This window comes from Streptomyces sp. NPDC051051 (genome assembly GCF_040682975.1).
GTDB lineage: Bacteria > Actinomycetota > Actinomycetes > Streptomycetales > Streptomycetaceae > Streptomyces.
On the sequence record NZ_JBFBCB010000034.1, the window covers coordinates 1 to 13,728 of the forward strand.

Annotated in this window: 14 protein-coding genes and 1 pseudogene; 7 read left to right on the forward strand and 8 right to left on the reverse strand. The window is 71.3% G+C overall.

Annotation, left to right across the window (positions count from 1 at the left end; all coding sequences use genetic code 11):
- Positions 1–138: 138 nt before the first annotated feature.
- A complete protein-coding gene (locus AB0N31_RS24130) occupies positions 139–609 on the reverse strand; it encodes a GNAT family N-acetyltransferase (protein WP_366060478.1) in 471 nt (156 codons plus the stop codon).
- Between the two features lie 3 nt (positions 610–612).
- Positions 613–1,386, reverse strand: a complete 774-nt coding sequence (locus AB0N31_RS24135; protein WP_366060479.1) for an IclR family transcriptional regulator — start codon at positions 1,384–1,386, stop codon at positions 613–615.
- Between the two features lie 144 nt (positions 1,387–1,530).
- On the opposite strand from AB0N31_RS24135, the gene AB0N31_RS24140 reads away from it, so the two are divergent.
- The 4 genes from AB0N31_RS24140 to AB0N31_RS24155 all read left to right on the forward strand — a co-directional run bounded on the left by AB0N31_RS24140 (position 1,531) and on the right by AB0N31_RS24155 (position 6,022).
- Positions 1,531–3,060, forward strand: coding sequence for an aldehyde dehydrogenase (NADP(+)) (locus AB0N31_RS24140; RefSeq protein ID WP_366060480.1), 1,530 nt, complete (start codon positions 1,531–1,533; stop codon positions 3,058–3,060).
- Between the two features lie 51 nt (positions 3,061–3,111).
- Positions 3,112–3,720, forward strand: coding sequence for a DUF1349 domain-containing protein (locus AB0N31_RS24145; protein ID WP_366060481.1), 609 nt, complete (start codon positions 3,112–3,114; stop codon positions 3,718–3,720).
- 415 nt (positions 3,721–4,135) lie between these two features.
- Complete coding sequence (locus AB0N31_RS24150; RefSeq protein ID WP_366060482.1) at positions 4,136–4,852, forward strand: DsbA family oxidoreductase; 717 nt, start codon at positions 4,136–4,138, stop codon at positions 4,850–4,852.
- Positions 4,853–4,933: 81 nt separating this feature from the next.
- Positions 4,934–6,022 (forward strand): aminotransferase class V-fold PLP-dependent enzyme, encoded by a 1,089-nt coding sequence (locus AB0N31_RS24155; protein ID WP_366060483.1) that lies wholly within the window; start codon positions 4,934–4,936, stop codon positions 6,020–6,022.
- Positions 6,023–6,051: 29 nt separating this feature from the next.
- On the opposite strand, the gene thpD is transcribed toward AB0N31_RS24155, so the two are convergent.
- The 6 genes and pseudogenes from thpD to AB0N31_RS24185 all read right to left on the reverse strand — a co-directional run bounded on the left by thpD (position 6,052) and on the right by AB0N31_RS24185 (position 11,073).
- On the reverse strand, positions 6,052–6,954 hold the full coding sequence (thpD, locus tag AB0N31_RS24160; RefSeq protein WP_366060485.1) for an ectoine hydroxylase: 903 nt from the start codon (positions 6,952–6,954) through the stop codon (positions 6,052–6,054).
- A gap of 7 nt (positions 6,955–6,961) precedes the next feature.
- Positions 6,962–7,366: an ectoine synthase gene (locus AB0N31_RS24165; RefSeq protein WP_366060486.1), complete on the reverse strand. Its 405-nt coding sequence runs from the start codon at positions 7,364–7,366 to the stop codon at positions 6,962–6,964.
- A gap of 53 nt (positions 7,367–7,419) precedes the next feature.
- A complete protein-coding gene (ectB, locus tag AB0N31_RS24170) occupies positions 7,420–8,691 on the reverse strand; it encodes a diaminobutyrate--2-oxoglutarate transaminase (protein WP_366060487.1) in 1,272 nt (423 codons plus the stop codon).
- Positions 8,692–8,800: 109 nt separating this feature from the next.
- Entirely contained in the window at positions 8,801–9,310 is a 510-nt protein-coding gene (ectA, locus tag AB0N31_RS24175; protein ID WP_366060488.1) for a diaminobutyrate acetyltransferase, read from the reverse strand.
- Positions 9,311–9,595: 285 nt separating this feature from the next.
- A pseudogene (locus tag AB0N31_RS24180) lies at positions 9,596–9,823 on the reverse strand (DUF664 domain-containing protein); the annotation flags it as partial.
- 149 nt (positions 9,824–9,972) lie between these two features.
- Entirely contained in the window at positions 9,973–11,073 is a 1,101-nt protein-coding gene (locus tag AB0N31_RS24185) for an aminotransferase class V-fold PLP-dependent enzyme (RefSeq protein ID WP_366060560.1), read from the reverse strand.
- A 174-nt stretch (positions 11,074–11,247) separates the two neighbouring features.
- Here AB0N31_RS24185 and AB0N31_RS24190 point away from each other — a divergent pair, with 174 nt between their 5' ends.
- From AB0N31_RS24190 to AB0N31_RS24200, 3 genes are read left to right on the forward strand one after another with little or no spacing between them, the layout of a single operon-like run.
- Positions 11,248–12,099, forward strand: coding sequence for a transporter substrate-binding domain-containing protein (locus AB0N31_RS24190; protein ID WP_366060489.1), 852 nt, complete (start codon positions 11,248–11,250; stop codon positions 12,097–12,099).
- A complete protein-coding gene (locus AB0N31_RS24195) occupies positions 12,096–12,932 on the forward strand; it encodes an amino acid ABC transporter permease (RefSeq protein ID WP_366060490.1) in 837 nt (278 codons plus the stop codon). The genes AB0N31_RS24190 and AB0N31_RS24195 overlap by 4 nt, the downstream gene beginning before the upstream one ends.
- Positions 12,929–13,720, forward strand: coding sequence for an amino acid ABC transporter ATP-binding protein (locus AB0N31_RS24200; protein ID WP_366060491.1), 792 nt, complete (start codon positions 12,929–12,931; stop codon positions 13,718–13,720). Before AB0N31_RS24195 ends, AB0N31_RS24200 begins: the two co-directional genes overlap by 4 nt.
- Positions 13,721–13,728 lie beyond the last annotated feature (8 nt).

A 13,728-nucleotide genomic window follows, 5' to 3' on the forward strand; every position in this document is an offset into this window, starting at 1 on the left:
CATCACGGCGGCGCCGGCCAGCGACGGGTCGAGGTGGACGACGGGGGCCAGGTAGTCGGCCGTGCCCATGGCCCCGCGGGGGCGCCCGCGCGCCTCACCTCATCCGCCGCCCGTGGGCCGGGCCGTCGTCCGCGGAGGTCAGTCCTCCAGCACCAGGACGACCTCGTCGATCCGGGCACCGCGCGCGGGGGCGTACCCCGTGGCCCGCGCGGTCACCCGGAAGCCGCACTTCTCCAGGACGCGCCGGGAGCCGGCGTTGTCGTCGGCCGCGCGCGCGTACAGCGGGCGTTCGGCGACCTCGGCGAGGAGCGCCCGCAGTGCGGCCGTGGCGATGCCGCGCCCCCAGTGGGAGCGGTCCACCCAGTACGTGACCTCGCGCTCGCCCGGTTCGCCGTAGACCGCCGCGCTGCCCACCACGTCGCCGTCGGCCAGGATCGCGCGCACCACGTCGGCGGAGGCGCGGATCCGTCTCCAGCGGGCGTCGAAGGCGTCCCGGCCGGCCGGGTCCTCCGGGGTGAACGCGGCCATCCGCAGGGACTCGGGGTCGTTCATCTGCCGGTAGAACACCGGCAGATCGCTGTCGTGGACCGGGCGCAGGGCGATCTGCATGTCTCAGAGCCTACGGGTCGCCAGGGTCAGCCGGTCGCGCGCGTCGAACAGCGCGTCCTTCACCAGCTGCTCGTGCGCGGGCGTCAGCCGGGCCACCGGCACCGAGCAGCTGATCGCGTCGCGCGCGGGGGTGCGGTACGGGATCGCGACGCCGAAGCAGCGCAGCCCCAGCGTGTTCTCCTCCCGGTCCACGGCGAAGCCCTGCTCGCGGACCTGGTGCAGCTCCTCGATGAGCTTCTCGCGGTCGGTGATGGTGTGCTCGGTCAGCGCGGGCAGCGTCTCCGGGAGCAGCTTGCGGACCTGCTCGTCGGTGCAGGTGCTCAGCAGCGCCTTGCCGAGGGAGGTGGAGTGGGCGGGCAGCCGGCGCCCGACCCGGGTGAAGGGGCGCAGGTAGTGCTGCGACTGGCGGGTGGCGAGGTACACCACGTTGGTGCCGTCCAGCCGTGCCAGGTGGATCGTCTCGGTGGTGTCGTCCGACAACCGGTCCAGCGTGGGGCGGGCGGCCGCGACCACCTCGTCGCCGTCGATGTAGGAGGTGCCGACCAGCAGCGCCCGTACGCCGATGCCGTACCGCGTGCCCGTCGCGTCCGTCTCCACCCAGCCCAGCTCCACCAGCGTGCGGAGCAGCATGTAGAGGCTGGACTTGGGATAGCCGACGGCCTCCTGGACCGACGCGAGGGAGTGCATTCCGGGGCGGCCGGCGAAGTATTCGAGCAGTTCAACCGTCCGCACCGCGGACTTGACCTGCGCCCCGCCCCCCGTCTCGCCAGCCGACATCGCCCTTGACCCCTTCGTTCGACGGGAAATAGTCTCCGACAGCATATTCATCATCAGAGACAGCGTTCAGTATATCGAACGTCCCTGGTGGTGAGGTAAGGACAGCGGCATTGCGATGCGGCGACGAACGTGGAGGGACCCGCGGTGGCAGCAGCACCAGTCTGGAGTGTCGACCCCCGAACCGGGAAGCAGCGTGAACAGGTTGCGGTGGAGGCCACGGCCCAGGAGGTGGACTCCGTCGTCCGCGCCGCGCATGGCACGCGCGTGGCCCTCGCCGACCGCGCCGTCCGCACGGCCTTCCTGCGCACCGCCGCGGACCGGCTGGAGGCGGCCAGGGACCAGCTCGTCGAGGTGGCCGACGCCGAGACCGCTCTCGGCCCGGTCCGGCTGACCGGCGAGCTCGCCCGCACCTGCTACCAGTTGCGCGCCTTCGCCGACATCGTCGAGGAGGGCGCCTTCCTCGACGTCGTCATCAACCACCCCGACGACACTGCGACCCCGCCCGTGCCCGACCTGCGCCGCTACAAGGTGCCGCTGGGCGTCGTCGCCGTGTACTCGGCGTCCAACTTCCCCTTCGCGTTCTCCGTCGTCGGCGGCGACACCGCGAGCGCGCTGGCCGCGGGCAACCCGGTCGTCGTCAAGTCCCACCCCGACCACCCGGGCCTTTCCGAGCTGGTCGCCAAGGTGGTCCGCCGGGCCGCCGCCGAGCACGGCATTCCCGGCGACGTGCTCGGTCTCGTGCACGGCTTCGAGGCGGGCGTCGAGCTGATCAAGCACCCGCTGATCGCCGCCGCCGGCTTCACCGGGTCCATCCGGGGCGGCCGCGCGCTGTTCGACGCGGCGGCCGCACGGCCCGTGCCGATCCCCTTCCACGGCGAGCTGGGCTCGCTCAACCCGGTCGTCGTGACCGAGGCCGCCGCCGCCGAGCGCGCGGAGGCCATCGGGACCGGCCTCGCCGGCTCCATGACGCTGGGCGTCGGACAGTTCTGCGTGAAGCCGGGCCTGGTCCTGGTGCCGTCCGGCGCGGCCGGCGACGGCCTCGTGAAGTCCCTGACCGACGCGGTCAGCGACACCGACGCGGGCGTCCTGCTCGACCACCGCATGCGCGACAACTTCCTCGCCGGCGTCACCGAGCGGGCGCAGCTGCCCGCGGTCGAGACGCCGGTCACCCCCGGAGCTGGCGGCGAGCACACCGTGAGCGCGGGCTTCCTGACGGTTCCGGCCGAGAAGCTCACCGAGGAGGGGGCGTACGACCTGCTCCTGGAGGAGTGCTTCGGCCCGGTGACCGTGGTGGCGCGCTACGACGACGACGACCAGGCGCGGTCCGTCCTCTCGCGGCTCCCCGGCAACCTCACCGCGACCGTGCACCTGTCGACGCACGAGGCCGCCGGCGAGGGCCGCGGCGCCGAGATCCTCGCCGAACTCACCCCGCTCGCGGGCCGCGTGCTCGTCAACGGCTGGCCGACCGGTGTCGCGGTGGCCCCCGCACAGCACCACGGCGGCCCCTACCCGGCGACCACCTCCACCTCCACCTCCGTGGGCGGCACGGCCATCGAGCGCTGGCTGCGCCCGGTCGCCTACCAGAACGCCCCCGAGGCCCTGCTGCCGCCCGAGCTGCGCGACGACAACCCGCTCGGGCTGCCGCGGCGCTTCAACAACCACCTCGAACGCTGACCGGCACCGGGTGAGAGCCCGGGCGACAGAAGGATCTGGAAAACTCCGCGCATGGACCTCGAACTGCCCGAACTGCCCTTTCCGCTGCGCACCTACGGGCCCGACGGGCACTGGAGCCACGAGGACGGGGTCCTCACCGCATGGGCCGGTCCCCGCCAGGACCGGTTCGTGCCGCCCACCGCGGAGGCGCTGGACCCGGCCGCCGACGCACCCCGGCTGCTGGGGGCGCCCGAGGGCGACTTCCAGCTCATCGCCCGGGTGACCGTCGGCTTCAACGGCGCCTTCGACGCCGGGGTGCTCTACGTCCACGTCGGCGAACGGGCCTGGGCCAAGCTCTGCCTGGAGTACTCCCCGGACGTGCCCACCGTCTGCACGGTGGTCACCCGCGGCCACTCCGACGACGCCAACTCCTTCACCGTGGAAGGCAGTTCGGTCTGGCTCCGGGTGAGCAGGACCGGCCGGGCGTTCGCCTTCCACGCCTCCCGCGACGGCAAGCGGTGGATCTTCGTCCGGCTGTTCACGCTGGGCGACGAGACGCAGACGGGCGCGGCCCTGGTCGGCTTCATGGCGCAGGCGCCGATGGGGCAGGGGTGCGTCGTCACCTACGACCACCTGGAGTTCCGGCCGAAGTGGCCGGACGACATCCGCGACGGCAGCTGACCGGGGCGCTCCGGGGTCCGCTCCGGGGCCCGTCCGCCGTTCCGGAACCGGAGCGGCGGACGGCACGTCCTCCGTGACGTGATCGGTGACCGAGCGGCCGCAGGACGAGTGATCCGCACCGCCGTGCCCGCCGGGGCGCGGGCCCTCGCCGCGCCGCACACGGCGTGCGTGCGGCAGCGGCGCGCCGACGGCAAGGGCGCGCGGCACTGCCGGACGTGCACGTCGGCAACCGGCGCGCCCAGGGCTTCTCCGCACGTCGGAGCTGGTTCCCGGACCCGGCGAACCCGCCCGTGGAAGGTGACCACCACCTCTTCCCGCGGTTCCCGGTGGACGGGGAATGAGCCGAACCGTTTGAACGTTCACCTACGCGCCGGAGGGAGTCTCCGTACCCGCACGACCTGGAGAGAGCCGAGACATGCGCGTCGAGATCTGGAGCGACATCGCCTGCCCGTGGTGCTACGTGGGCAAGGCCCGCTTCGAGAAGGCGCTCGACGCCTTCCCGCACCGTGACCAGGTCGAGGTCGTGCACCGCTCCTTCGAGCTGGACCCCGGCCGCGCGAAGGGCGACGTCCAGCCCGTGCTGGCCATGCTCACCAAGAAGTACGGCATGAGCGAGGCCCAGGCCCAGGCCGGCGAGGACAACCTCGGCGCCCAGGCCGCCGCCGAGGGCCTCGACTACCGCACCCGCGGGCGCGACCACGGCAACACCTTCGACATGCACCGGCTGCTGCACCTCGCCAAGGAGCGGGGCCGCCAGGACGAGCTGGTCCAGCTCCTGTACCGGGCCAACTTCGCCGAGGAGCGGTCCCTGTTCGGCGAGGGCGACGAACGGCTCGTGGAACTGGCCGCCGAGGCCGGCCTCGACGCCGACGAGGCGCGCGCGGTCCTCGCCGACCCGGACGCCTACGCCGACGAGGTCCGCGCCGACGAACGCGAGGCCGCCCGGCTCGGCGCGAACGGCGTGCCCTTCTTCGTCCTCGACCGCACGTACGGCGTCTCCGGCGCCCAGCCCGCCGAGGTCTTCACCCAGGCCCTCACCCGGGCCTGGGGCGAGCGCTCCCCGCTCCAGCTCGTCGACCAGGGCGAAGCCGAGGCCTGCGGCCCGGACGGATGCGCGGTACCGCAGCACTGAGACGGGCGGTGACCGGGCACGAAAGCCCAGCTGACGGCCGACTCATAAGCGTTCCTTGGGGAAACCGCGCAAGAATTCGCCATGGACTTCGACTTCGCGGCACCGCAGAGTGGGGTCATGGAGACCTTCGAGACCCTCGTCCGCACCGAGTTCGCCCCGAAGAACACCTACCTCAACACCGCGAGCAACGGCCTGCTGCCCGCCCGTACCGTCACCGCCCTGCACGAGGCGGCGCTGCTGCGGGCCGAGGGCAGGCCGCTGACCCCGCTCTACGAGGACGTGGAGGCCAGCCGCGCGGCGTACGCCCGGCTGGCCGGCGTCCCCGTGGGCCGGGTCGCGACCGGTGCCTCGGTCGCCGCGCACACCGGCGTGATCGCCGCCTCACTGCCGGCCGGCGCCGAGGTCCTCACCGCCGAGGACGACTTCACCTCGGTGCTGAACCCGTTCCACGCCCGCGGCGACCTCAAGGTCCGCGCGGTCCCGCTGGAGCGGATCGCCGAGGCCGTCCGCCCCGGCACCGCGCTCGTCGCGGTCAGCGCCGCCCAGTCCGCCGACGGACGGATCGCGGACCTGCCCGCCCTGCGCGAGGCGGCCCGTACCCATGGAGCGCGCACCTACGTCGACTTCTCCCAGTCCGCCGGCTGGCTGCCGATGGACGCCGGCGCGTACGACTACTCCGTCTCCGTCTCCTTCAAGTGGCTGCTCGGCCCGCACGGGGCCGCCTTCCTCGTGGTCCCGGAGGACTTCGGCGGACTCACCCCGCTGCTGGCCGGCTGGGTGGCCGCCGAGGTGCCGTGGGACAGCTGCTACGGCCCGGTCGCCGAACTCGCCCACTCGGCACGGCGGTTCGACCTGAGCCACGCCCTGTTCACCTACGCGGGGCTGCGCCGGTCCCTCGACCTGATCGAGGAACTCGGGGTCGCCGCCGTACAGGCCCACGACCTGGCCCTCGCGGACCGGTTCCGGGCCGGGCTCGCGGCACTCGGCCACGAGCCCGTGCCCGCACCCGGTTCGGCGATCGTCTCGGTGCCCGGCCTCGGCGTCCGGCAGCCGGAGCTGAGCCGCGCGGGCATCGAGGTCTCCAACCGTGCCGGCAACCTGCGCGCGGCCTTCCACCTGTTCAACACGGCGGCGGACGTGGACCGGCTGCTGGACGTGCTGTCGGGCTGAGCACCCCCCGGGCGCCCCGGCGGGTGTGTTCAGCGCACCGGCGTGAAGTCGCGGGCGCCGATGAACTCGGGCCGCCGCACCGGCGCCGCGAACGGCTCCACCGCGGCGTTCTCCACGCTGTTGAACACGATGAAGACGTTGCTGCGCGGGAACGGCGTGATGTTGTCGCCTGACCCGTGCATGCAGTTGCAGTCGAACCAGGTCGCCGAACCGGCGCGTCCCGTGAACAGCTTGATGCCGTGCGCGGACGCCATCTCGGTCAGCGCCTCGTCGGAGGGCGTGCCCGCGTCCTGCATCTGGAGCGACTGCTTGTAGTTGTCCTTCGGCGTGGCGCCGGCGCAGCCCAGGAACGTCTTGTGCGAACCCGGCATGATCATCAGGCCGCCGTTGGTGTCGTGGTTCTCGGTCAGCGCGATCGAGACGGACACCGTCCGCATCCGGGGCAGGCCGTCCTCGGCGTGCCAGGTCTCGAAGTCGGAGTGCCAGTAGAAGCCGGAGGCGCCGAAGCCGGGCTTGACGTTGATGCGCGACTGGTGGACGTACACGTCCGAGCCGAGGAGCTGGCGGGCCCGCCCGACGACCCGCTCGTCGCGCACCAGCCGGGCGAAGACCTCGCTGATCCGGTGCACCTCGAAGACGGACCGGATCTCCTTCGACCTCGGCTCCACGATCGACCGGTCGTCGGACCGGATCGCCGGGTCGGTCACCAGCCGGTCCAACTCCCGCTTGTAGACGGCGACCTCGTCGTCGGTGAGGAGCTGGTCGACGGTGGCGAAGCCGTCCCGCTCGAACGACTGGAGATCGAGCGGCTCGAACGGGCCGGGCGCGTCCGGGGCGCCCCAGACGACCGGGTCCTGGCGGGGGACGGTCACCTCGGTGGTGCCGCGGCTGGGGTAGAGATCGGTGACGGTGGTGCCGGTGACGGTGGTCATGGGGATGTCAGACCTCCTCGGGCTCGGTGAGCAGGGGATAGACGCCGTTCTCGTCGTGGTCCTCCCGTCCGGTGACGGGCGGGTTGAACACGCAGATGCATCGGAAGTCCTCCTTGACGCGGAGCGTGTGGCGCTCGTGGCCGTCGAGGAGGTACATGGTCCCGGGCGTGACGGTGTGCGTCAGCCCGGTCTCGTGGTCGGTGAGTTCGGCCTCGCCCTCCACGCAGACGACGGCCTCGACGTGGTTCGCGTACCACATCGACGTCTCCGTGCCGGCGTACAGGACGGTCTCGTGCAGCGAGAAGCCGACCCTCTCCTTGGCGAGGACGATGCGCTTGCTCTCCCAGGTGCCGGACGCCGCCTTCACATGCCGGTCGGTGCCTTCGAGTTCCTTGAACGAACGGACGATCACGGTGGTGCGATGCCTCCTGGATAGGGGTCGGTGACGGTTTGCCAGGCAGTCCGTCAGGCGGTTTCGCGTACGGCGCGGGCGAGGACGCTCATGCCCTCGTCCAGCTCCTCGGGTGTGACGGTGAGCGCCGGCAGCAGCTTGACGACCTCGCTCTCGGGCCCGGACGTCTCGATCAGCAGACCGAGTTCGAAGGCGCGCTGCGCCACCCGTGCGGCCCGCCCCTTGTCGTGGAACTCCAGGCCCCACACCAGGCCGCGGCCCCGGTACTCCTTGATGTCGGCGAGGTTCTCCTCGGCGATCGAGATCAGCCCCTGCTCGACCTGCTCGCCGCGCCGACGGGTCTGCTTCTCCATCGCGGATCCGTCGGCCCAGTAGGTCTCCAGCGCGGCGGTGGCGGTGACGAAGGCCGGGTTGTTGCCGCGGAAGGTGCCGTTGTGCTCGCCCGGCTCCCACACGTCCAGCTCGGGCTTGAACAGGCACAGCGACATGGGCAGGCCGTAGCCGCTGATGGACTTGGACACGGTGACGATGTCGGGGGTGATGCCCGCCTCCTCGAAGGAGAAGAAGGCGCCGGTGCGGCCGCATCCCATCTGGATGTCGTCGACGATCAGCAGCATGTCCTGCCGCCCGCACAGCTCGGCCAGCGCCCGCAGCCACTGCGGGCGGGCCACGTTGATGCCGCCCTCGCCCTGCACCGTCTCGACGATCACGGCGGCCGGCTTGTTGAGTCCGGAGCCCTGGTCCTCCAGGAGCCGCTCGAACCACAGGAAGTCCGGGACCTGGCCGTCGAAGTAGTTGTCGAAGGGCATCGGTGTGCCGTGCACCAGCGGGACGCCCGCGCCGGCCCGCTTGAAGGCGTTCCCGGTGACGGCGAGCGAGCCGAGCGACATGCCGTGGAAGGCGTTGGTGAAGGAGACGATCGCCTCGCGTCCCTTCACCTTGCGGGCCAGCTTCAGCGCCGACTCCACGGCGTTGGTGCCCGTCGGGCCCGGGAACATGACCTTGTACGGCAGGTCGCGCGGCCGCAGCACCAGGTCCTGGAAGGTCTGGAGGAAGGTCCGCTTGGCGACGGTGGACATGTCGAGGCCGTGGGTGACGCCGTCGCGCATCAGGTAATCGATCAGCGCCCGTTTCAGCACCGGGTTGTTGTGGCCGTAGTTGAGCGACCCGGCGCCGGCGAAGAAGTCGAGGTAGGAGTGGCCGTCCTCGTCGTGCATGCGGCTGCCCTGAGCCCGGTCGAAGACGACGGGCCAGCCGCGGCAGTAGCTGCGCACCTCCGACTCCAGGGTCTCGAACACGCTGAGGTCGGGCTGGGTGATGGTCACGGCGAAACGCTCCTCGATGCGGTGGGAGTCGTGCGGAGGGGGAGTCGTGTGGAGGCCGGCGACGCGGGTTCTCGTGCGGCCGGGGTCGCGTGCTGCCGGGGGAGGTGGCTCAGGCGGAGGTCAACGGGCCGATGTGGTAGAGCACTTCGGGGTCGTGGGGGCCGTCCGGGAACAGGTCGGTGCCGAACAGGACCTCACGGGTGACGTCCGCGCCGTGCCGGGCGGCGTAGGAGGTGAACAGCCGCTCCGAGGCGGTGTTGCCCGGGGTGATCGTGGTCTCGACGGTGGCGAGGGGGCGCTCGGCGACCAGTCGGGCGGTCAGCGCGTCGAGCAGCGCGGCGGCCAGGCCGCGGCCGCGGTACGCGTCGGCGACCGCCACCTGCCAGACGAGCAGCGTCCGCGGCGCCTCGGGGCGGACGTATCCGGTGACGAATCCGACCGGTTCGCCGCTCTCGGTGCGCGCCACCGCGGAGGTGTCGGCGAAGTCCCGGCACCACAGCAGATAGCTGTAGGAGGAGTTCAGATCGAGGGTCCCGGATTCCTTCGCAATACGCCAGAGAGCGGCCCCGTCCGCCACCGAAGGGCGGTCGATCCGCAGGTCTGCTTGTGTGGCAGTCATGCGGATGGAACTTACCGAGGGAAATTAAAAAATGCATGGAGAGGTGGCGATGGTTCGGTGATGCCCTCGTGATCATCTTCCGATCTGTCCCGTTATGAACCGTGCATAACGGGACATAAGGCCACTCCTGTGCAATGCGTCACGCGTTCGTAATGCGCTCGAAAAATCCCCGTGTTTAAGCCCTGGGGATTCGGGCAGAAGAACCCCGGAAAGCTACCTGGGGAAAGGTCCGAGAAAGGGGCTGGAGGAAAGCGAGAGGAAAAGGGCCGCAATTGCGGGTATTCGGGCTCCGGTGACTTCGTCGATCCGCTCCCGCAGAATGTCCGCGTGACCGTTGTGCCGCGCGTATTCCTCGATGAGATGGATCAGCACCCGGCGCAGACCGACCTCCGCGCCCGCCACCGGCCCGTCGGCGATCCGCCCGGTGTCCTCCAGGCCCGCGCGCTTCCGTTCCAGGGTCGCGCGGTGGAAGTCGAGCCGGCTGTCGAGCATGGCCCGCTCGTCACCGGTCATCAGGGGGACGGGCGGCCGTCGGAAAGGGTGGTCATGCCGCGAGCACGGCAGGCGCCACCGCCGGCCCGGTCACGGACGCGACCCGGCCGTCCCCCTCCCGGTCGCCCCGCCCCGACGGCACTCTCGCCGCCGGTACCGCTGCGCGGACCTCACCGCCAGGCCTGCTCCGCCGCTCGCAGCGCGCCCGTCAGGTCCACGTCCAGGCCCCTCTCCGCGAGTGCCGCGCCCAGGGCCGTGAGACTGCCGCGGACCGCGCCCGGCGTCGCGTCCGCCCCGTAGTGGTTGACCCGGATCATCTCCTTGGCCAGCGCGCCCCCGCCCGCGGCCAGCGGCACCGCGGGGTCGCCCGCCAGCGCCCGCGTCACCAGCTCCGTGGCCACGACGCCCGACGGCGCCCTGAGCGTCGTGGCCACGGGCGCCGCCTCGCGGGCCTCGTGCACGTACGGCTCCAGCCCGCCGCCCAGCGCCAGCGCCCCCGCGCGGGTCGCGGCGGCGGCGGACGCGTGCCGGGCCATCACGGTCTGCAGCCCCTCCGCCTCGATCCGCTCCACGCACGCCTCGAGCGCCAGCATCTCCAGCTGCGCCGGCGCGTGCAGCAGGGTCCTGCGGCCGCCGTCGATCCACCGCTCCTTCCAGTCCAGCAGCGACAGGTAGGAGCGGCGCGGCGCCCGCGGGTTGGCGGCCATCCGGGCCCACGCCCGCTCGCTCACCGACACCGCCGACACGCCCGCCGGCCCGCCCATCGCCTTCTGTGCGCCGATCACGCACAGGTCCACGCCCCAGGCGTCCGGCAGCACCGGTTCGGCGCCCACGGAGGCCACGGCGTCCAGGTAGAACAGCGCGCCGTGCTCCTTCACCACCTCGCCGATCTCCGCGACCGGATTGGTGTTGCCGGTGGCGGCCTCGGCGTGCACCAGCGACACGAAGTCGATCCCGGGGTGCTCGGCGAAGGCCGCACGGATCTGCTCGGCGGTGACCGCCGTGTGGAAGGGCACCGCGAGATCGATCACGGTGGCGCCGCAGTCGCGCAGCCAGTCCCCGAAGGTCTGCCCGTACGGGCCGGTGATCACGTTCAGCGCGGTCGTGCCCGGCCCGGCCGTTCCGCGGATCGCGCCCTCCAGCGGCAGCAGCGCCTCACCCTGGGTGATCACGACGTCCTGTCGGGTGTCCAGCAGCCGGGCCACCCGGTCCTCGACGGAGGCGAACCGGGCGGCGGTCAGCGGAGCGAGATCCAGGAAGGGGTGCGTCACGGCGGTGCTCTCTTCACTCACGGGGTAGTGGTGACGAGGGTAACCAACGTGACCCCCACCCCCCGGACCGGCGACTTCTTAGGCCGAAGAACCCGGCTGCCAAGGGTTTGATTTGAGAGCCTCAAACTTCTCCTTATAATCGGAACCTACAGTTCCCCCACAGGAAGGCCCGCCGTGAACACGCTCCTCGGGCGTCGCACCCGTGTCCTGGCCGCCACCACCGCTACGGCCGGGCTCATGCTCGTGGCCGCCTGTACCTCCAGCGACGACGGCGGCAGCGGCTCCAAGACCGCCGCGGGCGGTGTGGAGCTGGTCAAGGCGGGTCAGCTCACCACCTGCACCCACCTGCCCTACCCGCCGTTCCAGTCGGAGATCGACGGCAAGGTGCAGGGCTTCGACGTCTCCCTGATCGACCTGGTGGCGAAGGACCTGGGCGTCAAGCAGGAGATCCGCGACACGCCCTTCGAGAACTTCAAGACCGGCGCCTTCCTCAACTCCGGCGAGTGCGACCTGGCCGCGGCCGGCATGACCATCACCGAGGAGCGCAAGAAGAACGTCGACTTCTCCGACCCCTACTTCGACGCCACGCAGGCCGTCCTGGTCGACAAGGACGCCGGGGTGAACTCCCTCGCCGAGATCAAGTCCAAGAACGTCAAGCTCGGCGCGCAGGCGCAGACCACCGGCGAGGACTACGTGACCAAGCAGGGCTTCGACCCGGTCTCCTTCGAGTCCTCCGACGCCGTCCTCAACGGTCTGCGCACCGGCCAGGTCAAGGCCGTCGTCATCGACTACCCGGTCGTCCAGGGCTGGCTGAAGGACAAGGCCAACGCGGACGCCTTCGAGGTCGTCGACAACCTCAACACCGGCGAGCAGTACGGCTTCACGGTGAAGAAGGGCAACACGAAGCTGGCGGCGGCCATCAACAAGGCGATCGCCGACGCCAAGGCCGACGGCACGTACAAGAAGCTCTACGAGCAGTGGATCGGCCCGTACGACGCCGCCGCGGCCTCCCCGTCCGCCTCATGAGCGACGCCACCGAGCTCGAAGCCCCGCCCCGGCGCAAGGGGCTGACGCGGACCCAGAAGCGCAGGCTGTCGCGCGGTGTCCAGTACGTCGTCTTCGTCGCCGCCCTGGTCGCGTTCGCGCTCTCGGCGGACTGGGGCCGGCTGAAGAACCAGTTCGCACAGGCGGACATCGCCGAGCGGATGTTCCCGGACGTCATCACGCTGGCGCTGAAGAACACCGTGCTCTACACACTGTCCGGCTTCCTCGTCGGGCTGGCCCTCGGCATGGTCATCGCACTGATGCGGCTGTCCTCCGTCGGCCCCTACCGCTGGCTCGCCGGCATCTACATCGAGATCTTCCGCGGCCTGCCCGCCCTGCTGATCTTCATCTTCATCGGTGTGGCCGTGCCGCTGGCCTTCCCCGGCACGGAGATCGTCGGCGGCACGTACGGCAAGGTCGCCCTGGCCCTCGGCCTGGTGGCGGCGGCGTACATGGCCGAGACCATCCGCGCGGGCATCCAGGCGGTGCCCAAGGGGCAGATGGAGGCGGCCCGCTCCCTGGGCTTCTCACCCGCCCGCGCGATGGTCTCGATCATCATCCCGCAGGCCTTCCGCATCATCCTCCCGCCGCTCACCAACGAGCTGGTCCTGCTGTTCAAGGACTCCTCGCTGGTGCTGTTCCTCGGCGTCACCCTGGAGGAGCGCGAACTGTCCAAGTACGGCCGCGACCTGGCCAGTACCACCGCCAACTCCACCCCCATCCTCGTCGCCGGCCTGTGCTACCTGCTGGTGACGATCCCGCTCGGCTTCGTCGTGCGCCGTATGGAGGCGAAGGCCCAGGAGGCCGTGAAATGAGCCGACCGGAGATCGAAGTCCGCGCTCTGCACAAGTCGTTCGGCGACAACGAGGTGCTGCGCGGCATCGACCTGAAGATCGGCCGGGGCGAGGTCGTGTGCGTCATCGGCCCGTCCGGCTCGGGCAAGTCGACCCTGCTGCGCTGCGTGAACCTCCTGGAGGAGCCCAGCAAGGGCCAGGTGGTCGTCGGCGGCGTCGAACTGACCGACCCCGACGTCGACATCGACGCCGCCCGCCGCCGCATCGGCATGGTATTCCAGCAGTTCAACCTCTTCCCGCACCTGACGGTGACCGAGAACCTGACGCTGCCGCAGCGCCGGGTCCTGCGCCGCGGGAAGGCGGAGGCGGCCCGGGTCGCCGCCGAGAACCTGGAGCGGGTCGGCCTGTCGGAGAAGGCGACCGCCTACCCGTCGTCCCTCTCCGGCGGCCAGCAGCAGCGCGTGGCCATCGCCCGCGCGCTGGCGATGGGCCCCCAGGTGATGCTGTTCGACGAGCCCACGTCGGCGCTCGACCCCGAACTGGTCGGCGACGTCCTCGCGGTCATGCGCATGCTCGCCAACGAGGGCATGACCATGATGGTCGTCACCCACGAGATGACCTTCGCCCGCGAGGTCGCCGACCGGGTCGTCTTCATGGACGGCGGCGTGATCGTCGAGGACGGCGCCCCCGCGCAGGTCATCGGCGCCCCCCGCCACGAACGCACCCGCCACTTCCTCTCCCGCCTCCTCGACCCGGCGATGGCCGACGTGGAGGAGGAGACCTCGGACCAGGTGGGCGGCGACGCCTGACTAAGGTG